We start from the raw sequence: 20,207 nt of genomic DNA, 5'->3' as shown, positions 1-20,207 counted from the left end.
TTCGCCGACACGCCTGCCGTGTGAGGTCACACTACACTGATCTATCAGGCGGATTTCGACGATTGGGAGGCCGATGTAGGGGAATTCAGGCAGTGGCAGCCCACAGCTCACGCACCATCTGCCGAAGCATCAGGGCCTCCGCCCACCGGTCGGTCTGGTCGTTGCCGCCTCTGTCGGTGATCGCATAGGGTTTGGGACCCAACTCACAGATAAAGACCAGCTCGGCGTCATCGGCGGCGCGTGATCGCCAGTTGCGAAAACCGTACTCCCACCACTCGAGGAAGAGATCGACCCAGGGCCGGTGATGCGGGAAGGAGATTTCGATCTGCACCTGCTCGCTCGATGCGACCCGGCCGTGAAAGGCATGGGCGTTCTGCAGGATGCGCCGGATCAGAGCGTGGTTCTCCTCATTGACCGGAAAGGCGAATTCGCGGCTGACCAGGAAATGCGACAGGTCAGCCAGGAGCGGTAGCTCGGGACGCCGATCCAGCAAATCCAGCGTAAAGAACAGGTCCGCGGTCATCCTGTCGCGATGCGATGAACACGGGAATGCCGGCATCTTCGGCGAGCCGCATCCAGCCATCGAGAAGCGGCAGGCAGGCATCGATGCGGCGCGGGCGGATATCGGGTTGCAGATTGATGTGACTGACCGGAAACTCCGAGGCCAGTTCCAGCGGCAGACGCAGATCTTCGACACAGCGAGGAAAGCAGATGCCCTCAATCTTCAAGCCGGTGCCCCGGATGGTCTCGTTCAGGGCAACGACATCCAGGCGGTTGGTATAATGCGCGCTGATGCCGTCGAAGCCCGCCTCGGAGATCATCGCGATGTTTTCGTCGAGTGTGCGCTCGAACCCATCGGTATGCCGGCGCTCCATGGCCCAGAGCGACTGGAAGATCAGCAGCTTCTGCATCACGCGGCCCTTGCGCTCTTTAGAAGGGTTTTGAGGTTTACGCCTGGGTCGGACAATGTTGCGGGCTCCGGGCTGATATTTGCGGCAATCAGCATCTCGGCGAGCTTGATGTCCCTGGCCAGGCCATTGCCGATGCCAAGGCCCGCGGCTGCCACCAGGCGGCCATCGTCGAGATAAAATTCGAGCTCGCCCTCCGCGACAGAGCGCAGGACGATCTGATGTGCGGGCTGCGGCAGTCCCGCCACCTGGAGGCCAAGATCATACTGGTCGGACCAAAACCAGGGGAGGGCGCGGAAGGTCTCGGCGGCTCCGGTCATGTTTCGCGCCGCGGTTTCGGCCTGCGTCCTGGCGTTCCGCCAGCTTTCATAGCGAACATGTCCGCCGCTGGGCTCAGCCACCGCGGCGCAATCGCCTGCGGCGAAAACGTTCGGCGCACTGGTGCGAAGACAGGTGTCCGTCAGGATGCCGTTGCCTGTCGCCAGTCCCGCTGCTTCCGCCAAAGCAATGTCAGGCAGGACGCCGATGGCGCTGACGACGAGATCGGCATGCACGAGGCTGCCATCGGTCAGGATGACGCCGTCATCACTGATCGCCGCAACGCCCCGGTCGAGGTAAAAGCGCACCCCTTCCGCAGCATGTCTGGTGTGCAGCCTTTCGGCAAAGCGGGCAGGGACGGCGCGGCCCAAAGGTCTCGGTGCGGCTTCGATCACGCTGACCGCAACGCCCTTTCTGCGGAGCACCGCTGCAAGTTCCATCCCGATCAGGCCGGCGCCGATGATCGCCACGTTGCTGCCCGGCGCAACACGGGAGAAGATCGCTTCGGCGTCGGCGTGGGTGCGGAAGCCGAATGCATGCGCTGCACCGGGGCAGGTGAGCCGTCTCGGCCGCGCGCCGGTGGCCAGAAGCAGCTTTTCGTAGTGCAGCACCCGCCCGTCGCTCAAACCAACCGTTCCGGCGCCGGTATCGAGCTTTGAAGCCGACAGGCCCTTGAGATAGGCAATGCCGGCCGCTTCCAGCGCGTCTGCCGCGCAGATCAGCTTCATCTGCACCGCACCGTTGACGGTCTTCGACAAGGGAGGCCGTTCATAGGGCAGATGCGGCTCGGCTCCGATCAGCGTGACGGACCCGCAATAGCCTGCTTCGCGCAGGGCAAAGGCCGCCCGGGTGCCGGATTCGCCCGCACCGATGATGACGATACCGTTCATGTTTTCTCCATAGAAAGAGCGGCTGCGGCGACGCCGGCGGGGAGGATCGGTCGCATCAGATTTTGATTCATGCGACACGCCTTAGTCATTGTTTTTATGCATGTCTCTATCCCGGAACCGCTGCGCACTTCGGGGCGACATGCTAGCCGAGGGCGACGCGAACCTCTCCGTCGATCACCTCTGCCGGATAGGTTTTCAGGTTCTCGCAGGCTGGAAGCCTGATGGCCTCGCCGGTGCGATAGTCGAAGGCGCCGGAATGTTTTGGACATTCCACCTCGAAATCCATGACCAATCCGTCGGCGAGATGGATCGCCTCGTGGGTGCAGAGGCCGGCGGTGCAGTAGACGCTGTCATCCGGACCACGGTAGATCGCGTAGGTGCGTCCGCCATGGTCGAAGCGGATGGCGCCTTCCTGTTCGATATCGTCGAGTTTGCCAGCTGAAACCCAGGTCATTCGGCGGCCCCCCCGACTTCCAGGCGGGCCTTGCGGGCTGCGAGTTTTTCCTTGCGCCTGCGGTAGCGTTCCTGCATCTGCGCCTCGCCTTCGGGCGAGCCGTCGTGCCAGGTGCCGAACCACTTATCGAGCGGGATCAGCGCGTCGCCATAGTTCACCTCGAAATATTTGTGGTGGAGGTAATGGGCATAAGCGTGGCTATAGACCAGCCTCTCCTTGCTGATCTCGACCTTGTCGAAGCCGACATGGCCGGGAATTGCCCCGAAACCTGCATAATGCAGCTGGTAGAGCATGATGATCGGGTTGGAGGGCAGGAGCAGATGGTAGAACGCCGTGCCGAAATAGAGCAGATGCTCGATCGGATGCATGGACAGCGACGACCAGGGCGAAGGGTTCACCGAATTGTGGTGGACCGAGTGCACCCATTTGTAGAGGAGGGGCGTGTGGATCAGCCGGTGTATGCAGAAAAAGTGGAACTCATGAATGATCGGCACCACAAGCGCCACGAGTGCCAGCGTCCATGGATTTTCCGCAAAACTCAGCCACGGCGCGTAGCCATTGGCATAGGCCCAGAGCATGCCGACCTCGACGGCGGTCCAGATCGTCACGCCTGACAGGAAGGTGCGAAGAATATTGTCGAGGTTCTGGCGTTCGAACCAGAAGGCGTTGCTCCTGTGGTCGGCCGGGAACTTGCCGTTGTACTTGAAGCGGTTTTCCTGCCGCTTCAACACGTAGAGATGCAGTTCGAAGGCGCCGTAGAACAGGAAGACCGCGACGGCGTTCACCGCATAGAGCCAGGCGATCCACCCAATCCTGAGCGATGTCATCGTCTCCACGGGCGGAATGATCCAGGCCCAGTAGGCGAGCGCAGAGGCCGCAAAAATCAGGTTCCAGGGAAGGAAATAATGCGGCAGCCATTTCAGGACCACCATCAGTCGCGGCGGAAAGACGAAAAGCGGCGCGGTCTCCACATGCCGGTCCGGCGCCCAGTCGCCGCGCTTGTTGCGCTTGCCGAATTTCAGATCATCCATTGGCATCTCCTTCAGCCACGCCGGCTGTTTCCGCGTCGCCCACATATCTGTGCTGACTGGAAAATAGCAGGCGCGCTGGTGAATGCCGAAGCCTTCCTTGATCTGATTAGATCAAAGCCCTTCCTTGGTGATAGTGATGAAACGGATCGGTGTCTGGTCCGGTTTGATATCGGTCAAGCCTATCCTGTTCAAAACGAGATCGAGCGCGCGCCGCGCCTGCGCCTCGGGCGCCTGGTCCAGCACCACATCCATGATGCCGTCCTGCAGCGCCGCTCGGGTGTAGTCGGTCAATTCGTGCCCGACGAAGAAAACGTCGCGGCCGCGCGGATGCCGGCGAAGCACGTCGATCAGCGCGGCGTTGGCGCCGCCGGCATTGTAGAGCCCGGCAAGGCCGGGATAGGTTTCCAGCGCCGACCACAGGAGATCGGCGCTGAGACGCTCCTCATCGCCGCCAAATCCCAGCCATTCGAAGCTGGAGGCGCCGGGATAATCACGAAAGTAATCGGAAAAACCGCGGATCCGATCGCGATGCACCTGATAGATAGGGTGGCAGATTGCAACGACAGGCCCGGCCCGCGGAGCCATTCGGCTGATGTAGAGCGCGGCCGTCCTGCCGGCAGCGTGATTGTCGATGCCGATGAATTCTCCGACGCGTTCGGACGCGCGGGTGACGACATGGACGACCGGCAGGCCTTGCGCATTTACCTTTTCCACCGCAGCACCAATCACCGGGCTGCTCGGCACGGCAAGGATCAGCCCGGCCCGCGAAAGGTCGGTGGACAGGATGCGTCGCGCAATTCCCTCGGCGTTCATCTCGTCGGTGAAGCTGCGGTGCACGACGACCATAGGGTCGAGGGTGGCGACGATTCTCTCGAAAGCATGGGAAAGGCGACGGTAGAAGCTCGTCTCCGGACGAACCATCAGCACTTCTATCCTGAGCAGGCCGCGATGGGTCTCGGGAAGCTTGCGCGGATAATCCAGGCGACGTGCGGCGGATATGACCTTCTCCACAAGTTCGGGACGTACACCCCCACGGCCGTTCAGCACCCGCTCGACCGTTGCGGTTCCCACGCCGGCATGGCGGGCGATGTCCCGATAATTCGGCTTGCTCACATTCCAGGTTCCTTGCGCCCTCGTTGATCTCTGCGCGTCAGATCTTCTCTTCTGACATCTTCGCTTCAATTCTCACAGATGGTATTTGGACAGCTCCGACTTGTGTCGCAGCGGCGACCGATCTATGATTTTTCCAGTTCAACATAAGATTGCAGGCCGTATTTCACCGTAAACCGGACGCGGAAGGTTTGTCCTCCGGCCGGACCGAAGGAAAGCGCAGGGGGGCGAAGTTTTCGGCGATCGAGGACTGGGCCGTGCATGTCGTCCAGGACGGGCTGCTGATTAACGGACAGAACCCGCCCGCCTTCTGCTCGAAGCGCTCGCCAAGCACGCGGCAGGCTGACGCCCGCAGGCGGCCTTGGGCATTTCAACACCAGACGAAAGGTGCCTGGCATGAGCCGGAAATATAAGGGAAAATGCGCCTGCGGCGCGGTGCAGTTCGCCTTCGATACCGATCCGACCTTCGTCGCCGACTGCCATTGCCTGGATTGCAAGAAGGCCTCGGGCGGCGAGGCCGCCACCTTTTTTGCCGTGCCGCAGGACGATTTCACCGTGACTGCCGGCAGCCCGAAGGCGTTTCATTATATCGCCGATTCCGGCAAGGGTCTCGATCGCAATTTCTGCCCGGATTGCGGCGCGAGGTTGTTCAGCAGCAATCTCGAGAGCTTCCCCGGCCTCGTCTTCGTCACCCTCGGCAGCCTGGACCGACCCGAGTTGATACAGCCGGGCGTCGAGATGTTTATCAAACGGCGGCTTGCCTGGGCAACGCCGCTTCACCTTCCACAGTTCGAAGGCATGCCGGGTTAAGGGGAGGTTCGGCTTCCAGCGATCTTTCTTGAAGAAAAGATCGATCCCGTGTCGGATCGGCTAAACCTTATCCGTCCTTAGCTCGTCCATTCCGTCCATCTAAAAGGATCACGAACATGCCGAATACCATTCGCCTGCACCGCGTTCTGGCGACCACACCGGAGAAGATTTATCGCGCATTCATCGAAGCGGACGCGCTTGCCAAGTGGCTTCCGCCGAACGGCTTCCTTTGCACCGTGCATCACCTGGAGCCGAGCGTCGGCGGCACGTTCAGAATGTCTTTCCGCAACTTCACGACCGGCCACAGCCATGCTTTCGGCGGCGAATTCCGCGAACTCGTCCCAGGCCAACGCGTTCGCTACACCGACAAGTTCGACGACCCCAACCTGCCGGGCGAAATGGAAGTGACCGTGACGCTGAAGAAAGTGTCGGTTGGTACCGAGGTGGATATTACCCAGGCAGGCGTACCGGATGTGATACCGCCTGAGGCTTGCTATCTCGGCTGGCAGGAGTCGCTGAAGAACCTCGCCAGGGTCGTCGAGCCTGATATACGGGAATAGCTCATTCGAGCGGCCGGTCGGGAGCGCCCAAGCTGGCGTCGACACGTAGGAGCGCCTCACCCTAAGCGGCCCCATAAGGGGCTTCGAAGGGTGAGGCGGGTGCGCGGTCGTGTGAAGAATGCAGGCAACAGCGTGGCGGCGTGTTCCACCAGGCTCCGCCGGCCGCAGAGGCGCTTCATGTGCCCTCAATTGCTCCCATCGTTCGCTCTGGCCTTGGCGCTGTCGTTACCGGTCGACGACACCGTCTGACTGAGCTCGCCGCGATACGATCAGCTTTCCGGGAACACTTCCGGTTCTGTTCGGTTTTCTCTGTTCAAACCCAAGGAGAAAGACGATGGGCATGACGACACCCAAGGACGGCGCACCCGGCACTACCGACCAGTCTCCCCGCTGGGAAGGTCCGAAAGGAAATACGCCGCGCGGCTATTTAAAAGCTAAGGATGATCCCGACCGCGATCGCGACGCGCACGGCGAAAACAACCGCGACCCTGAAACCAAGGATTTCGGCGACGCCATGAAACAGAAGGGTGAATGAGATGGCCAATCCCGAGAAAGACGCGGCCGGCCAATTCGCCAAATCACAAGCGGACAGGAAAAGCAGCGGTGTGGCTAGCGCCAAGCCGACCGTTATCACTGGCTCCGAGGATGCCACGGTAAACAAGAATCCGCCCGGCAAGAAGAAGCCCAAGGATTGGGACATCAACTACGATCCTGCCAATATGAACGAGGGCCGGATGCGGTAGGCTAAGGTCATTTCTGCCGAAGCGTTTGGCGGAGACCCTGGTTGGCGGCATCCTCCCGATCACCCGCCCATTTCCTCTCAGGCCCCGGCGGGGAGACTCACGACGAGGCTCTTGGGAGCACTGGCGCGCACCAACGCCGCATATGTGGCATCCCACAACGCTCCTCAGCCTGCGGCACGCAACTCCCAGGGTGATGCCTCGAAGGAAAGTGCCCCGGCGGACCCAGCGTACGGCTTTTCGATATCGCGGCGACCTTACCCTCCGAAATAGGCCGGATGGTCGATATCGGCGATAAGGCCGGGCTGGGTTGGCTGCCAGCCCAGCAGCGCGCGGGTATGTTCGCTGGAAGTGGGCACGTCGAAGCCGGCGAACATCGCAAACCAGCCGAAATGCTCTGCCGCCTCTTCCCGCGACAGCGAGACGGCGGGCACGTCGAGCCGCCGGCTGATGACCTCGGCGATCTGCCTGAATGACACTCCCTCTTCGGCAACGGCCAGGAAGGGGCCGCCCACCGCGCCGCGCTCCAGCGCCAGCCGATAGAGGCGGGCGGCATCGAGCCTGTGCACCGCCGGCCAGCGGTTCTGACCTTCGCCGATATAGGCCGAAACACCTGTTCGCCGGGCGAAGTCGATCAGGATCGGCACGAAGCCGTGGTCGCCATGGCCGTGCACCGAAGGCGGAAGCCGGACGGTGGAGGCGCGTAAGCCGCGCGCCACAAGCGATACTGCGGTGATTTCGGAGGCGCGGGGATAGGTCTCGGTGGTCGGCATGGGCGGGTCCTTTTCGGTGCCGAAGCGGCCGGGCGCATGGCCGAGGCCTGCGGTGACCAGCAGGGGGCGGCTGGAGCCTTGAAGCGCTTCGCCGAGCGCCTCGATGGCGCGCCGGTCGAGGGCGCAGTTTTCAGCGAATTTCGAGAAATCATGGTTGAATCCCGTGTGGATCACGCCGTCGGCCTCGGTCGCGCCCCGCTTCAGGCTCTCCACATCCTCGAGCGTGCCGCGATGGACCGCAGCGCCGGCGGCCAACAATTCTTCAGCCCCCTTTTCTGAGCGGGTGAGGCCAAGCACTTGATGGCCGCCAGCGATCATTTCGCTGACGACGGCCGAGCCGACCCAGCCTGTGGCTCCGGTGACGAATACGCGCATGTCGATATCTCCGTTTTCGATGGAGACAGATATCGAACGCTGCTGTATCCTGGTAAAGTAGTGACTTTATCATAGTATGTTGGCTAACAGGATGAGTGAATTCGTCACCTCTGAAAACCGGCTGGGCGCCTATCTCAAGGATCGCCGGGCTAAGCTCGATCCGGCCGCCTTCGGGTTTGCCGGCGATCGCCGCCGCACGCCCGGCCTGCGCCGCGAGGAGGTGGCAAACCGCGCCAATATCAGCCCGACCTGGTATACTTGGCTGGAGCAGGGGCGCGGCGGGGCGCCGTCCGCCGATGTGCTCAACCGGATCTCGCGGGCGCTGATGCTGACCGATGTCGAGCGCGAGCATCTGTTTCTCATCGGCCTCGGCCGCCCGCCCGAAGTGCGCTACCGCAGGCAAGAGGGGGTGACGCCCAGGCTGCAGGGCGTGCTCGATGCACTGGACCCGAGCCCGGCGCTGATCCGCAACGCCATCTGGGACGTGATTGCCTGGAACCGGGCGGCAACCGTGCTGCTCACTGATTACGGCGCGCTGCCGCCCGAAGAGCGCAACGTGCTGCGCTTCATCTTCCTCGATCCACGCGTGCGTGCCGCCCAGTACGACTGGGAAAGCGTCGCCCGCTTCGTCGTCGCAGCCTTCCGGGTGGACGCGGCCCGCGCGGGTGCCGCGGCCGAGGTCGAGCCGCTGGTCGACGAACTCTGCCGTAAGAGCCCGGAATTCCTGGCCATGTGGCGTGACAACGATGTGCGGACCCACGGCGAGGGCGCCAAACACATCAAGCACCCGGTGCTTGGGCTGCTCTCTTTCGAGTATTCGGCCTTCCAGGTGGACGGGCGGCCGGATCTCAGCATGGTGGTTTATAATCCGGCGACGGCAGCGGATGCGGAGAAGATCAGGCGGGTGGTAGGATGAGAATACTTAAGCGCGGGACTGATGCCAGCGCACCCGCCTCGTCCTTCGAGGCTCCAGCCTTCGGCCTGCACATTTCAGGATGAGGCTCTCTTGAGCGTTGGCGTCATCCTCCGACTACCGATATTGCGGGCGCGGCATCCACCAACGTCCCTCATGCTTGAGGTGCGCAGCCCGTGAGGGCGGAGCCTCGAAGCACGCGCCGCAGTGTTGCTTCTTGCAAGCACTGAGCGCCGGCACGCATGCCTCGTCCTTCGAGGCTCTCTCAAGCGGAGACGATTCATCTCGAACGTTGTCTGTGATTTCGCAGCAGATGATCTCTACATCCCAAACAGGCAGACCATCGAAATCTCCGTGTTTGGGATGTCTCGGACATGCTCTTCGTCTGACCGGGTTTCAGCCCGGTCAGACGTTTAGCCACGATACGGCGGCGCTACTGCAGCGTGCGCGTCTGGATCTGCTCTGCGGCTGGCTGAGAGGCGGAGGCGGGCATGGCGCTGCCTTCCAGGCCGGTCGCCACGACCGAGACGCGGAACCTGCCGTCGAGGCTGCGGTCGAAGATGGCGCCGACGACGATGTCGGCGTCTTCCTGCACTTCGTCGCGAATGCGGCTTGCCGCTTCGTCGACTTCGAACAGCGTCATATCCGAACCGCCGGAGATTGAGATCAGCACGCCCCTGGCGCCCTTCATCGAGATATCGTCGAGAAGCGGGTTGGCAATTGCCGCTTCCGCCGCCTTCATCGCGCGGCTTTCACCGGAAGCTTCGCCAGTGCCCATCATGGCGCGGCCCATGCCGCGCATGACCGACTTCACGTCGGCAAAATCGAGGTTGATCAGGCCTTCCTTGACGATGAGATCGGTGATGCAGCCAACGCCGGCATAGAGCACGCGGTCGGCCGTCATGAAGGCGTCGGCGAAAGTGGTTTTCGCATCGGCGATGCGGAAGAGGTTCTGGTTGGGGATGACGATGACCGTATCGGCGGCCTGGCGAAGCGCCTCGATGCCGATCTCTGCCATTCTCATGCGGCGGTTGCCTTCGAAGGTAAAGGGTTTGGTGACGACGCCGACCGTCAGGATGCCGGCGGCACGCGCGGCTCGGGCGATGACGGGTGCTGCTCCCGTGCCTGTTCCGCCGCCCATGCCGGCGGTGACGAAACACATGTGCGACCCGGCCAGATGATCCATGATCTCATCGATCGATTCCTCGGCAGCCGCATGACCGACCTCCGGCAGGGAACCGGCGCCGAGACCCTCGGTCACATTGGCGCCGAGCTGGATACGGCGCGTCGCCTTGGAGGTGGCGAGCACCTGAGCATCCGTGTTTGCGGCGACGAATTCGACGCCTGCCAGGTTTTCCGCGATCATATTGTTGATCGCATTACCACCACCACCACCGACGCCGATCACAGTAATGTGCGGCCGCAGTCCCGAAATGCCGCCCTTGGCGTCCGTCATCGCGCTCTCCTTTGATGCTTCGTTCACGCCACGCCCTCGTCGCGGATAGCGAATCGTCGCTTAGGATAGCCGTCCAACAAGGCAGAGGCGAGGCGAAAGACGTCTCGCCGACAACGGCGGCGATCGGTAAAGAGGGGCTGGTCGCGGCTTTGAGGGCGGGAGCATCATGTCGATAACCGACAATTATGCTTCTGAGGCGCTCAATTTTCCACCTCGATCTTACCCCGCCACTCCCACCGCCACCGGCAAACACAATATGCACACCAACCCTACCGCCCCAGCCTCGAGCGCCAGCGACCCGCCATAAAGCCCCGCCAACTCGTTCACGATGCTCAGCCCAAAACCATTGCCAGGGACGCGTTCGTCCTCCCGCACGCCCGGCAGCAGCACGGCGGCGAGACGGTCGGCGGGGATGCCCGGGCCGTCGTCCTCGATGGTGATGCGGGCGATCGGGCCGTCGCGCCGGGCGCGGATGGTGACGCGCGAGGCAGCCCAACTGAAAGCGTTATCGATAAGGTTTCCGAGCATTTCCTCGACATCGCTTTCGTCGCAGGCGACCCGCAGGCCCCGGGGGATGTCGCTGTCGAAGGCAATCCTGCGCTCGGCATGGATCTGGCCGATCGCCCGGTAGAGATCGGCGAGCGATGCCGCCATGTCGGTGCTGGCAACATTGTTCGACGAGGCCATCACCCGGCGGGCGGCGGCGAGGTGATGCTTGATCCTGTTGTCGATCCGGGCGGCCAGGCTGCGCAATGCGCCTTTGGGATCGTTTTTATCGTCGAGCGCCAGCAGCAGGCTCGCCACCGGGGTCTTGAGGCCATGGGCGAGGTTTGCGAACTGCATGCGCGTTGCCGCGAGCCTCTCCTCATTGGCCGCCAGAAGCGCATTGGTTTCCAGCGACAGCGGCGCAAGCTCGGCGCTCGCTTCCTCGGGCAGGCGGGCGCGTTCTCCCCGGTTGATGGCATCGATATTGGTCGCCATGGATGTCAGCGGCCGCAAGCCAAAGCGGATCTGCCAGAGGGTGCCCGCCATCAGCACCAACCCGAGCAGCAGCATGCAGGGAACCAGCCAGAAGAGAGCGCGAAGCGCCGGGCCGACGAGGGCGATCATCGGCGCCGTCGCGGTGATCGTCAGCGTCATGCCGTCGATGCTGCGCACGGCCTGGCGAAGGTAGAGCGGCCCTCTTCCACGATCGCCGCCCGTGCCGGATGTCGGCATGCCCATCAGCATATGACGCAGATCCTGCCGTGGCGGCGGCGCGTCTATCGTGCCGTTCATCAGTGAGCGGGAGGTCAGGCGCTGTTCTCCGGCGTCGATCTGCCAGTACCAGCCCGAGGAGGGACGATCGAAAGGCGGCGCATCGAGCGGCGCCGATAGGGCGATTTTTCTTTCCGCGTCGTGTGTCACGGCGCCGGCAAGGGCGCCGATCTGGGTGTCGAGACGCTGGTCGACCTGCTCGCGCACCACAGTCTTCAGCGCCAGCCAGAGCACGATGGCGGCCACAGCGAGCGCCAGCGTCACGAAGATGCCCGAGAACATCAGCAGCCGGCCGGCGATCGATCTCGGCTTGAACAACGGAGCCTTCATAGCGCCGCTGCCGCCGTCAGCATATAGCCGCGGCCGCGCACCGTCTCGATGCGGTCGCCCCCGAGCTTCTTGCGCAGCCGGGCGATGATGACTTCGATAGAATTGGAGTCGACCTCGGCATCCCCGTCATAGACGCGCTCGGTCAGCTCCCGCCGGTCAACGATCATCTCCTTGCGCAGCATCAGGCAGGAGAGCACCCGCCATTCCAGCGCCGTCAACTTCAGCGGCAGGCCGTCGAGTTCGAAGGTGCCGAGCTGGGCATCGAAGACCAGCGCGCCGCAGGTCAGCCGCGCGGCCGCGTGGCCGGCCGCCCGGCGCACCAGGGCGCGCAGGCGCAACACCAGTTCTTCCACCTTGAAGGGTTTGGCGAGGAAATCATCGGCGCCGGCCTTGAAGCTTGCGACCTTGTCCGGCCAGCCGTCGCGCGCCGTCAGCACCAGAACCGGCAGGTTGCGGCTGCCCTCGCGCCAGCCCTTCAGCACGCTGACGCCATCGATCTTCGGCAAGCCGAGATCAAGCACAGCGACATCGAAGAGTTCGGTCAGCCCCGCATGGAGAGCGTCCTCGCCGTTGCGCGATATGTCGACGACGAAGTTTTCCGATCGCAGCACGGAGGCGATCCGGCCGCTCAGGTCTTCGTCATCTTCGACGAGCAGTACGCGCATGGTGCAGGGCTTTCATCGGGGCCGGGCATCTTTGGGGACGGACCAAAACTATCGGGCCGAGCTTAACTCAATCTGAACGGAGAGGTTCAGGCGGGCGACGGGGTGGAGCGGCTAGAGTGCGACCACGACTGACGCAAGGAGCAGATATATGCCGAATGAAGACCAGGACAACGTGCATACCGAGGGCGCAGCCACGCCCGTCTCGCCAGGACAGCGTCGGCGACGGCTGGCGATTCCCGTCATTGCTGCCGCCGTGGCGCTTGTCATCGGTGCTGCCGGGGGTGCGGGCGCGGTGAAAATGATGCGTCCTATGCCAGAGATGGCGCCGCTGGCGCCGGTGGCGATTTCGGCCATGCCGGGATCGAGCCTCGTCACGATCAAGGGCAAGGTCGCCGAGATCTACGGCAACAAGTTCGTGCTGCAGGACGATAGCGGCAAGGCGCTTGTTGAAACAGGCTGAGCCGGCGAGGGTGGCGCTCTCGTCACCCGAGACGAGGCCGTCACCGTGCAGGGGCGCTTCGACGATGGCTTCGTGCATGCGAGCTACATCGTTCGCCAGGACGGACGAACCGAAGCGCTGCGCCCGCCGAAAGGTCAGCCGCATCGACCGTTTGAGGATTTCGATCACAGGCCTTGACGGGCCGTGAACCAAAGCCGCGTTGCGGTGTTTACAAACGTGCTTCTAAATTCCCGCAAAGGAACAATTCCCATGCAAAGACTTCTCCTATCAGGCCTTGCTCTTGCCGCACTGGCCGGCACTGCCTTCGCCCAACAACCGCCCGCCCCGCCACCCGCCGGAGCTCCGCCCGTGGCGACCGACCCGGCCTCACCACCACCGCCACCGCCTCCGTCTGCTTCTGGTGATAACGAGCCGATGACGGGTGGGCCGGATGCGCGGCCGGGCGATCGCCCCGATGACCGGTGGCATGGTTCGAGAGGCGACATGGGTTTTCGCGACGACAGGGGTTTCCGCGGTCATCGCCCGCCACCGCCGCCGCCGTCCAAGGCTGCGCATTTCCGGATCGAGGATGGCGACACCCGGATCGATCTGAAATGCGCCGAGGACGAACCGATGAAGGCCTGCGCCGACCTCCTGCTCCAGGTGATGGACCGCCTGCAGGGCCAGAACTGATCTTGAACATCCCGGCATAGCCCGGATGCCGGACGATGAACCGCCCGCCTTCTCGCGCGGGCGGTTTCGTCTCCTTCGGAAGCATTGACGACGAGCCGATTTGCCTTTAGCTGTGCCGCTATGAAAATCGCATTGGTTCTGGCAGTGGTGATCGGGCGCATGGGCAGGATGGTGTAACCATCCAGCGAAAGCACCCATGCGCGGTAAGCAGGCTCCTGACGGGGCCTTTTTTTATGCGCTGAATTTGGGCGCGGGCCTCGTCGGACTTTCCACACATCATCACACTGATCAAGGAACGGAACCATGAGATCCCGTCATTCCATCGACACCCCGCGCGCGCAGATGACCGGCGCGGAAATCGTTCTCCAGGCGCTGAGAGACAATGGCGTCGAGCATATATTCGGCTATCCGGGTGCTGCGGTGCTGCCGATCTACGACGAGCTTTTCCAGCAGGAAGACATCAGCCATATTCTGGTTCGCCATGAACAGGGAGCCGGCCATGCCGCCGAGGGATATGCCCGCTCGACGGGCAAGGTCGGCGTCATGCTGGTGACCTCGGGTCCAGGCGTCACCAACGCGATCACGCCCCTTCAGGATGCCTTGATGGATTCCGTGCCGCTCGTTTGCCTGTCCGGCCAGGTGCCGACGTCGCTGATCGGGTCCGATGCCTTTCAGGAATGCGATACTGTCGGCATGACCCGCGCCTGCACGAAACACAATCGGCTGGTCGGCGACGTCAATGATCTGGCGGCGGCCATCCATGAAGCCTTTCGCATCGCCGGATCAGGCCGGCCCGGCCCCGTTCTGGTCGACATGCCGAAGGATGTGCTGTTTGCGAGCGGAAATTATACACCGCCTGAGGCAGTCGCCCCGAGGACGAGCTATCAGCCGGACCGCCTAAGCGACATCAGCGAGATCGAGGCTGCGACCGCTCTGATGGCGACGGCACGTAAGCCGATTATTTGCGCGGGCGGCGGCGTCATCAATTCCGGTCTTGAAGCGTCAAAACTGCTGCGTGAACTGGTCGATCTCACCGGCTTTCCCGTCACGTCGACGCTGATGGGGCTCGGCGCCTATCCGGCTTCCAGCCCGAACTGGCTGAAGATGGCCGGGCTTCACGGCTCCCATGAGGCCAATATGGCAATGCATGACTGCGACCTCATGCTCTGCATCGGGGCGCGCTTCGATGGCGGGCTCGTCGCCGGCGTCGATGGTTTCTCACCGAATTCCCGGAAGATCCAGATCGATATCGATGCTTCCTCGCTCAACAAGACTGTGCGCGCCGATATCGCCATCCGGGGCGATGCCGCGGGTGTGCTGGCCGAGCTCGTTCGCCTGTGGCGGGCGCTGCCGCAGGCGCCGGACCGGGCGCGGCTGACCGAGTGGTGGAGCGCGATTGCCGGCTGGCGGGCGCGCCGATCGTTTTCCTATGCGAAGCGCGACGACGTCATCATGCCGCAATATGCCATCGAGAGGCTTTATGAACTGACGAAGCATCGGGATACCTACATCACGACGGAGGTCGGCCGGCATCAGATATGGGCGGCGCAATCTTATGACTTCGAGCGACCGAACCGCTGGGTGACTTCAGGCGGCCTGGGGACGATGGGATACGGGCTGCCCGCCGCCCTCGGCGTGCAGATCGCCAATCCCAACAGCCTTGTCATCGACATAGCCGGCGATGCCTCCGTGCAGGTGACGATGAAGGAAATGTCGGCCGCCGTGCAGCACAACGCACCGATCAAGATCTTCATTCTCAACGGCGGCGATCAGGGAACGGCTCGGCAAAGGCAGCACGGAAACCCGGATTTCGTAAAACTTGCCGAAGCCTATGGCGGACACGGCATTCGCTGTGAGAGGCCGGCCGAACTCGACGATGCGATTACGGAGATGATCGCGGTGAACAAGCCTGTTCTGTTCGACTGCCGCGTTGTCGAACTCGCCGATCGCCTGCCGACGATCGGGGCGGGGCGGGCGCGCAACGAGATGCTGCTGTCCGGCGAGGTTGGCGCCGCGCTGTTTGCCGCGTCAGCCGATGTTGGCGGAGAGGGACGCGTCTAGCGACTTGGGAGCACGGTTTGAAATGTCAGTCGCAGCAGTGGATTATGCGACTGACATCGAACCGTCAGGCCTCCGATATAGCCTAGCGCCGACAGCATCATCGCGGCGCCAATCTGATCTCGCTCAATATCTCCACAGGCGGAAATCGGACACAATCGGCGGCATCGAAATTTACCGAGAACTGCATGCTGTTTTCGTTCGCCCATTTGATCGCGGCCACTGATTTCGCCTTCGGCACTTTCGCTGCAATGGTGCAGCGAGGCGCCCAATTGCCGGGTCGATAATGCTCATGACAGAAGGTGGGATCGATCTTTCGATGGAGAGTCGCGTGCAGTTGGAGAAGAGCGTCGTCTGGGATCGGGCGTGCCCATAGAACGAGGAACTCGTTCTGAAAATAGCCGATGCCCGAAAAAGCTACGGTTACGGTGGAGTGCGTGCGGAAAACACTGTCAAGCGCCTCGCCCAATCGATCTGCATCAAACGCCTGATAAACTCCGAGGGTGAGGTGCGGAGGATAACCCAAAGCCCGCATCGAAGCCGTCTCTTCGAATGCCGCGGCTTCATCCCAGAGTTTGAAAACCGGCGATGCGGTCTCGTTCAGACATTTGAGGCTGATCCCGTAAGGCATTTGCGAGCGTTATCCAGTCTATCGCGCCGGGACCTTAGGCCGATATCGTTGCCGATGTCGAGCGGTCAGAAAGAGTTGATGGCGGTCGGCGGTATTGGATATCGGAGTTGGTTTTTGTTTGTTTTTCGCCGCGCGGATTCGACTATCATGGGATGCTTGAACGATAGGGATGCACGGCATGATCGATCATGTCACCATTGCGTCAGTGACCTTGAAAAGAGCAGGGTATTCTATGAACGCGCTTTCGACCCTCTGGCCTATCGCCGCACCTTCCGGAAGGAAGGCGTTTTCTGGGCTTTCGATGTCGGTGGCAGCCTCCTCGAAATCCAGCACACTGACGACAAGCCGCCTCTGACCCGCTTGCACGTTGCCTTCCGGGTTCGGAGCAGGTCGGAGGTCGAGGCGTTTTATCGGGCCGCGCTCGAAGCAGGCGCCCAGGACAATGGCGCGCCCGGCCCGCGGCCGGAATATGAAGAGAACTATTATGCCTGCTTCGTTCTCGATCCCGACGGATACAATATCGAAGCGATGCTCAACGAGCCGGCGTCGCAAGGGTGAGGCGCAGGCTCTGCGGAAAGGTTTTTCAGCCGCTCAAAAGGCCGGCCAATCCTGAGAGGCGCAGAAAGCCGTCCGACCTGATGCCAGGCGCCTCACACGCTATTCCCGCGCGATCACCCGCCAGGCGGCCGGTGGGGTGGCGAAGGCGCGGGAGAAGGCGCGGTTGAAGGCGGCTTCGGTGGCGTAGCCTGCGTCGTCGGCGATCGCTGCGATCGGCTGGCTTGAGGTGGCGAGCGCCACACTTGCGAGGTAGAGCCGCCAATCCCTGATATAGCGGATCGGTGAGGTCGAGAGCATCGCCTGGAAGCGGTCGGCAAGTGCGCTGCGCGACAGGCCGGAGGGGGCGGACAGATCCTCCAGCGACCAGTTGCGCCTGGGATCGTCGTGAATGCGGGAGAGACAGCGCGAAAGCCCCGGGTCGGCCAGCGCCGCCAGCCAGCCGACCGAGCGCGGCTCGGCCATTATGATCTGATGGCGGAGGATTTCGATGAAGATGATTTCGGTCAGCCGCGGCAGCATCGAGACACCGCCGGCGCGCGGTCGATCGACCTCGTCGACCATCTGGCGGATGGTGGCGCGCAGCCAGTCGCCGTCATTGGCGGCCCGCGTTCTGAGATGGATCAGCTTGGGCAGCGCCTGGCGCAAAGGCGCGAAGTTCAACCCGTCCCACTGCAGATAGCCGCAGAGCAGCCGTACCCCTTGCGTCTCCTCGCCATAACGAAGCACAGGGATCTCGCGCCACGGCTTCGGCGGCAGGTCGCGGGTCGGCAGCACCAGCATGCCGTCTCTTCCGGCGCCGAGCTGATGCCCGGTGCCGAACGGAAAGACCAGCACGTCACCCGTCTCCAGATCGGTCTCTTCACCTTCGGTTTTCAGCCAGCAGTTGCCTGCAACGACGATGTGAAACGGCATCGTGCCCGAGGACCTGGCCGCAAGATTTGCAAGCGACGGCGCGGCATCGGTCTGCCAGTCGCCCGTCGGCATGAAGCAGAACTGCAGCGATCCCGAAAGGCGGATCGTCGACAGCAGTGCCGACAGCACGTCGTCGCGCGCGACACCCGCCGCGTCTGGATTTTCGGACAAGACTTCACGCATTCCGGCCAAATACGCGTCCCGCGCACCCTCCTATGGTGAATAGGTCACTTCAACAGGAGATTACTATGCAAACGCCAAGCGACAAACTGGTCGTGCTTGTTACCAAGGGCATCCAATCCGAACTGTCTTCCGTCGCCTTCACCATTGCCAATGGCGGCATCACCGCCGGGCTGAAGGTCTCGGTCTCCCTCACCAGCACCGCAATCGACCTTGTGCGCAAGGGTGGCCAGCGGATGACGCATGTGCCGCCGCTCGATCCCCTCTCAACGCTGATCGAGAATTTTCAACAGCGCGGCGGCACGATCTGGGCCTGCCCGCCCTGCGTGACCTCGCGCGGCTATACGCAGGAAGACATGCTCGATGGCGTCGTCATCGTCGGCGCCAGTGCCATGCATGCCGAGATCAGGCAAGGTGCGGCGACGCTGTCGTTTTGACTGTGACGAGCCGGGCCGGGAGGGGGCGGCAGCGTCTCCGGCGATGTCGTCAGTCCGCGGGCTGGTCGCAGGCGCGGGGGCGGCGCCAAGCGACTATTCTTGCGCTCGGCAATATACTTGTGAGATTGTACCGATATACATGCGATACTGCCGAGGCAGGCAGCGCGGGGGCTTCGATGACATCCGTAAGGGTCAATGAGCTGATATCGGTGGCGGGGCAGCCCGATGCCGCCGGTTTTGCTGCTTTTGCGGCAGACGGTTTTGCGGGCGTCATCAATGCCCGGCCGGATGGCGAGGAGCCGGGGCAGCCGGGCGATGCGGCGGAAAAGGCTTCTGCCGCCGCTGCGGGGCTCGCCTACAGCTTCGTGCCGGTGAAAGGGGCCGAGATCACCGAGGCCGATATCCGCGCCTTCCAGAGGGCGATGATGCAAGCGAAGGGGCCGGTCGTCGCTCATTGCAAGAGCGGCACCCGGGCGCTGACGCTCTATGCGCTCGGAGAGGTGCTCGACGGGCGGATGCAGCCCGGGGACGTCGAGGCCTTCGGTCACAACCTCGGCTTCGATCTTGCCGGCGCACGGCGCTGGCTGGAAAAGCGGGCAGGGCAGGCGGCTGTCGTGAAGGCCTTCTTCGAACCCCGCACCTGCAGTGTGCAATATGTCGTTTCAGACCCGGTCACGAAACGCTGCGCCATCATCGACCCGGTGCTCGATTTCGACGAGATGTCGGGTGCGACGGGAACGACCAATGCCGACGCCATCCTCGCGCATATCGACAGCGAAGGGCTGACGGTCGAGTGGATCCTCGATACGCACCCGCATGCCGACCATTTCTCCGCCGCCCACTACCTCAAAGGAAGGACCGGCGCGCCGACGGCGATCGGCGCCCATGTCACCGAGGTCCAGGTGCTCTGGAAGGAAATCTACAACTGGCCGGCACTTGAAACCGACGGCTCGCAATGGGACCGGCTGTTTGCCGATGGCGACACCTTTGAAATCGGCGGGCTCAAAGCCCACGTGATGTTCTCGCCCGGCCATACGCTTGCCTCGGTGACCTATGTCATCGGCGACGCCGCCTTCGTGCACGACACCGTATTCACCCCGGATTCCGGCACGGCGCGCACTGATTTTCCCGGCGGCAGCGCCAGCGCCCTCTGGCACTCGATCCAGGCCATCCTGTCGCTGCCCGAGGAGACCCGGCTCTTTTCCGGCCACGACTATCAGCCTGGCGGTCGCCATCCCCGCTGGGAAAGCACGGTGACCGCCCAGAAGGGCGCCAATCCGCATATATCGGGCATCGAAGAGGCCGGCTTTGTGGCGCTGCGCCAGGCGCGCGACCGTACGCTGCCGAAGCCGAAGCTGATGCTGCACGCGCTGCAGGTCAACATCCGTGGCGGGCGGCTGCCCGAGCCCGAGGAGAACGGCCGGCGCTATCTGAAGATTCCGCTGGATGCGTTGTAGGAACGCAGGGAGCAGCGCTGCGGCGCGTGCTCCGAGGCTTCGCCCTTGCGGGCTGCGCGCCTCAGCATGAGGGAGGTCGGAGGGTGCCGCGCCCTCATGGCCAGCTTTGAGGGATGCGGCGGCGGCGCCCAAGAGAGCCTCATCCTGAGGTGTGTAGGCCATTGGCCGAAGCCTCGAAGGACGAGGCGGGTGCTCCATTTGCAGAGCTGGATGCGTCTGTAGCAAGGAGCAGCGTTGCGGCGTGCTTCGAGG

General features: G+C 62.9%; 19 protein-coding genes and 4 pseudogenes. 12 read left to right on the top strand and 11 right to left on the bottom strand.

Going from position 1 to position 20,207, the window contains the following annotated elements; genetic code table 11:
- Positions 1-85: 85 nt before the first annotated feature.
- The 5 genes and pseudogenes from GR197_RS19125 to GR197_RS19105 all read right to left on the bottom strand — a co-directional run bounded on the left by GR197_RS19125 (position 86) and on the right by GR197_RS19105 (position 4,714).
- Positions 86-911, bottom strand: a pseudogene (locus GR197_RS19125) (sugar phosphate isomerase/epimerase family protein).
- Positions 911-2,116: an NAD(P)/FAD-dependent oxidoreductase gene (locus GR197_RS19120; RefSeq protein WP_164012288.1), complete on the bottom strand. Its 1,206-nt coding sequence runs from the start codon at positions 2,114-2,116 to the stop codon at positions 911-913. Before GR197_RS19120 ends, GR197_RS19125 begins: the two are co-directional and overlap by 1 nt.
- Before the next feature lie 142 nt (positions 2,117-2,258).
- Positions 2,259-2,570 carry a MocE family 2Fe-2S type ferredoxin gene (locus tag GR197_RS19115; RefSeq protein WP_164012286.1) on the bottom strand — a complete coding sequence of 104 codons (312 nt, stop codon included), beginning with the start codon at positions 2,568-2,570 and terminating at the stop codon, positions 2,259-2,261.
- The gene (locus GR197_RS19110; RefSeq protein WP_164012283.1) at positions 2,567-3,601 is read right to left on the bottom strand and encodes a sterol desaturase family protein; all 1,035 of its coding nucleotides are present in this window, start codon (positions 3,599-3,601) and stop codon (positions 2,567-2,569) included. Before GR197_RS19110 ends, GR197_RS19115 begins: the two co-directional genes overlap by 4 nt.
- 111 nt (positions 3,602-3,712) lie before the next feature.
- Positions 3,713-4,714, bottom strand: a complete 1,002-nt coding sequence (locus tag GR197_RS19105; RefSeq protein WP_164012281.1) for a substrate-binding domain-containing protein — start codon at positions 4,712-4,714, stop codon at positions 3,713-3,715.
- Between the two features lie 212 nt (positions 4,715-4,926).
- Here GR197_RS19105 and GR197_RS32385 point away from each other — a divergent pair.
- The 5 genes and pseudogenes from GR197_RS32385 to GR197_RS19080 form a co-directional block, all read left to right on the top strand.
- Positions 4,927-5,124 (top strand): annotated as a pseudogene (locus GR197_RS32385) (hypothetical protein); the annotation flags it as partial.
- Positions 5,108-5,521 carry a GFA family protein gene (locus GR197_RS19095; protein ID WP_164012279.1) on the top strand — a complete coding sequence of 138 codons (414 nt, stop codon included), beginning with the start codon at positions 5,108-5,110 and terminating at the stop codon, positions 5,519-5,521. The pseudogene GR197_RS32385 and the gene GR197_RS19095, both read left to right, overlap by 17 nt.
- A 116-nt stretch (positions 5,522-5,637) precedes the next feature.
- Complete coding sequence (locus GR197_RS19090) at positions 5,638-6,081, top strand: SRPBCC family protein (RefSeq protein ID WP_164012277.1); 444 nt, start codon at positions 5,638-5,640, stop codon at positions 6,079-6,081.
- A 334-nt stretch (positions 6,082-6,415) separates the two neighbouring features.
- Entirely contained in the window at positions 6,416-6,616 is a 201-nt protein-coding gene (locus GR197_RS19085; protein ID WP_164012275.1) for a hypothetical protein, read from the top strand.
- Between the two features lies 1 nt (position 6,617).
- Positions 6,618-6,824, top strand: a complete 207-nt coding sequence (locus GR197_RS19080) for a hypothetical protein (RefSeq protein WP_164012273.1) — start codon at positions 6,618-6,620, stop codon at positions 6,822-6,824.
- A 254-nt stretch (positions 6,825-7,078) separates the two neighbouring features.
- Here the strand turns inward: GR197_RS19080 and GR197_RS19075 are convergent, their stop codons facing one another.
- Positions 7,079-7,969: an SDR family oxidoreductase gene (locus GR197_RS19075; protein ID WP_164012270.1), complete on the bottom strand. Its 891-nt coding sequence runs from the start codon at positions 7,967-7,969 to the stop codon at positions 7,079-7,081.
- A 91-nt stretch (positions 7,970-8,060) separates the two neighbouring features.
- On the opposite strand from GR197_RS19075, the gene GR197_RS19070 reads away from it, so the two are divergent.
- Complete coding sequence (locus tag GR197_RS19070) at positions 8,061-8,885, top strand: helix-turn-helix transcriptional regulator (RefSeq protein WP_164012268.1); 825 nt, start codon at positions 8,061-8,063, stop codon at positions 8,883-8,885.
- Between the two features lie 430 nt (positions 8,886-9,315).
- On the opposite strand, the gene ftsZ is transcribed toward GR197_RS19070, so the two are convergent.
- The 3 genes from ftsZ to GR197_RS19055 all read right to left on the bottom strand — a co-directional run bounded on the left by ftsZ (position 9,316) and on the right by GR197_RS19055 (position 12,590).
- Positions 9,316-10,338, bottom strand: coding sequence for a cell division protein FtsZ (ftsZ, locus tag GR197_RS19065; RefSeq protein WP_164012266.1), 1,023 nt, complete (start codon positions 10,336-10,338; stop codon positions 9,316-9,318).
- A 219-nt stretch (positions 10,339-10,557) separates the two neighbouring features.
- Complete coding sequence (locus GR197_RS19060) at positions 10,558-11,925, bottom strand: sensor histidine kinase (RefSeq protein WP_164012264.1); 1,368 nt, start codon at positions 11,923-11,925, stop codon at positions 10,558-10,560.
- Positions 11,922-12,590, bottom strand: coding sequence for a response regulator transcription factor (locus GR197_RS19055; protein ID WP_164012262.1), 669 nt, complete (start codon positions 12,588-12,590; stop codon positions 11,922-11,924). The genes GR197_RS19060 and GR197_RS19055 overlap by 4 nt, the downstream gene beginning before the upstream one ends.
- A 148-nt stretch (positions 12,591-12,738) precedes the next feature.
- Between GR197_RS19055 and GR197_RS19050 the strand changes: the two are divergent.
- The 3 genes and pseudogenes from GR197_RS19050 to ilvB all read left to right on the top strand — a co-directional run bounded on the left by GR197_RS19050 (position 12,739) and on the right by ilvB (position 15,783).
- Positions 12,739-13,227: pseudogene (locus tag GR197_RS19050) on the top strand (hypothetical protein).
- A 72-nt stretch (positions 13,228-13,299) separates the two neighbouring features.
- Positions 13,300-13,722: a hypothetical protein gene (locus GR197_RS19045; protein WP_164012260.1), complete on the top strand. Its 423-nt coding sequence runs from the start codon at positions 13,300-13,302 to the stop codon at positions 13,720-13,722.
- Between the two features lie 342 nt (positions 13,723-14,064).
- Positions 14,065-15,783 (top strand): biosynthetic-type acetolactate synthase large subunit, encoded by a 1,719-nt coding sequence (gene ilvB / locus GR197_RS19040; protein WP_164012320.1) that lies wholly within the window; start codon positions 14,065-14,067, stop codon positions 15,781-15,783.
- 97 nt (positions 15,784-15,880) lie between these two features.
- Here the strand turns inward: ilvB and GR197_RS19035 are convergent, their stop codons facing one another.
- Positions 15,881-16,411: a 2'-5' RNA ligase family protein gene (locus tag GR197_RS19035; protein ID WP_164012258.1), complete on the bottom strand. Its 531-nt coding sequence runs from the start codon at positions 16,409-16,411 to the stop codon at positions 15,881-15,883.
- Positions 16,412-16,589: 178 nt separating this feature from the next.
- Between GR197_RS19035 and GR197_RS19030 the strand changes: the two are divergent.
- Positions 16,590-16,969, top strand: a pseudogene (locus GR197_RS19030) (VOC family protein).
- Positions 16,970-17,068: 99 nt separating this feature from the next.
- Here the strand turns inward: GR197_RS19030 and GR197_RS19025 are convergent.
- Positions 17,069-18,064, bottom strand: a complete 996-nt coding sequence (locus tag GR197_RS19025) for an AraC family transcriptional regulator (RefSeq protein WP_164012256.1) — start codon at positions 18,062-18,064, stop codon at positions 17,069-17,071.
- A gap of 65 nt (positions 18,065-18,129) precedes the next feature.
- Here GR197_RS19025 and GR197_RS19020 point away from each other — a divergent pair, with 65 nt between their 5' ends.
- Positions 18,130-18,498 carry a DsrE family protein gene (locus GR197_RS19020; protein ID WP_164012254.1) on the top strand — a complete coding sequence of 123 codons (369 nt, stop codon included), beginning with the start codon at positions 18,130-18,132 and terminating at the stop codon, positions 18,496-18,498.
- A gap of 176 nt (positions 18,499-18,674) precedes the next feature.
- Positions 18,675-19,955, top strand: a complete 1,281-nt coding sequence (gene blh / locus GR197_RS19015) for a bifunctional sulfur transferase/dioxygenase Blh (RefSeq protein WP_164012252.1) — start codon at positions 18,675-18,677, stop codon at positions 19,953-19,955.
- The last annotated feature ends 252 nt before the right edge of the window (positions 19,956-20,207 follow it).

The sequence above is a fragment of the Rhizobium phaseoli genome (assembly GCF_010668805.1).
Classification (GTDB): Bacteria; Pseudomonadota; Alphaproteobacteria; order Rhizobiales; family Rhizobiaceae; genus Rhizobium; species Rhizobium phaseoli_A.
The sequence above is the reverse complement of the archived record's forward strand: the minus strand, read 5'-3'. Positions and strand labels throughout refer to the sequence as shown.

Coding starts and splice junctions, on each gene's coding strand:
- GR197_RS19120 (WP_164012288.1), bottom strand. CDS start 2,116: ATGAACGGTATCGTCATCATCGGTGCGGGCGAATCCGGCACCCGGGCG.
- GR197_RS19115 (WP_164012286.1), bottom strand. CDS start 2,570: ATGACCTGGGTTTCAGCTGGCAAACTCGACGATATCGAACAGGAAGGC.
- GR197_RS19110 (WP_164012283.1), bottom strand. CDS start 3,601: ATGGATGATCTGAAATTCGGCAAGCGCAACAAGCGCGGCGACTGGGCG.
- GR197_RS19095 (WP_164012279.1), top strand. CDS start 5,108: ATGAGCCGGAAATATAAGGGAAAATGCGCCTGCGGCGCGGTGCAGTTC.
- GR197_RS19090 (WP_164012277.1), top strand. CDS start 5,638: ATGCCGAATACCATTCGCCTGCACCGCGTTCTGGCGACCACACCGGAG.
- GR197_RS19085 (WP_164012275.1), top strand. CDS start 6,416: ATGGGCATGACGACACCCAAGGACGGCGCACCCGGCACTACCGACCAG.
- GR197_RS19080 (WP_164012273.1), top strand. CDS start 6,618: ATGGCCAATCCCGAGAAAGACGCGGCCGGCCAATTCGCCAAATCACAA.
- GR197_RS19075 (WP_164012270.1), bottom strand. CDS start 7,969: ATGCGCGTATTCGTCACCGGAGCCACAGGCTGGGTCGGCTCGGCCGTC.
- GR197_RS19070 (WP_164012268.1), top strand. CDS start 8,061: ATGAGTGAATTCGTCACCTCTGAAAACCGGCTGGGCGCCTATCTCAAG.
- ftsZ (WP_164012266.1), bottom strand. CDS start 10,338: ATGACGGACGCCAAGGGCGGCATTTCGGGACTGCGGCCGCACATTACT.
- GR197_RS19060 (WP_164012264.1), bottom strand. CDS start 11,925: ATGAAGGCTCCGTTGTTCAAGCCGAGATCGATCGCCGGCCGGCTGCTG.
- GR197_RS19055 (WP_164012262.1), bottom strand. CDS start 12,590: ATGCGCGTACTGCTCGTCGAAGATGACGAAGACCTGAGCGGCCGGATC.
- GR197_RS19045 (WP_164012260.1), top strand. CDS start 13,300: ATGCAAAGACTTCTCCTATCAGGCCTTGCTCTTGCCGCACTGGCCGGC.
- ilvB (WP_164012320.1), top strand. CDS start 14,065: ATGACCGGCGCGGAAATCGTTCTCCAGGCGCTGAGAGACAATGGCGTC.
- GR197_RS19035 (WP_164012258.1), bottom strand. CDS start 16,411: ATGCCTTACGGGATCAGCCTCAAATGTCTGAACGAGACCGCATCGCCG.
- GR197_RS19025 (WP_164012256.1), bottom strand. CDS start 18,064: ATGCGTGAAGTCTTGTCCGAAAATCCAGACGCGGCGGGTGTCGCGCGC.
- GR197_RS19020 (WP_164012254.1), top strand. CDS start 18,130: ATGCAAACGCCAAGCGACAAACTGGTCGTGCTTGTTACCAAGGGCATC.
- blh (WP_164012252.1), top strand. CDS start 18,675: ATGACATCCGTAAGGGTCAATGAGCTGATATCGGTGGCGGGGCAGCCC.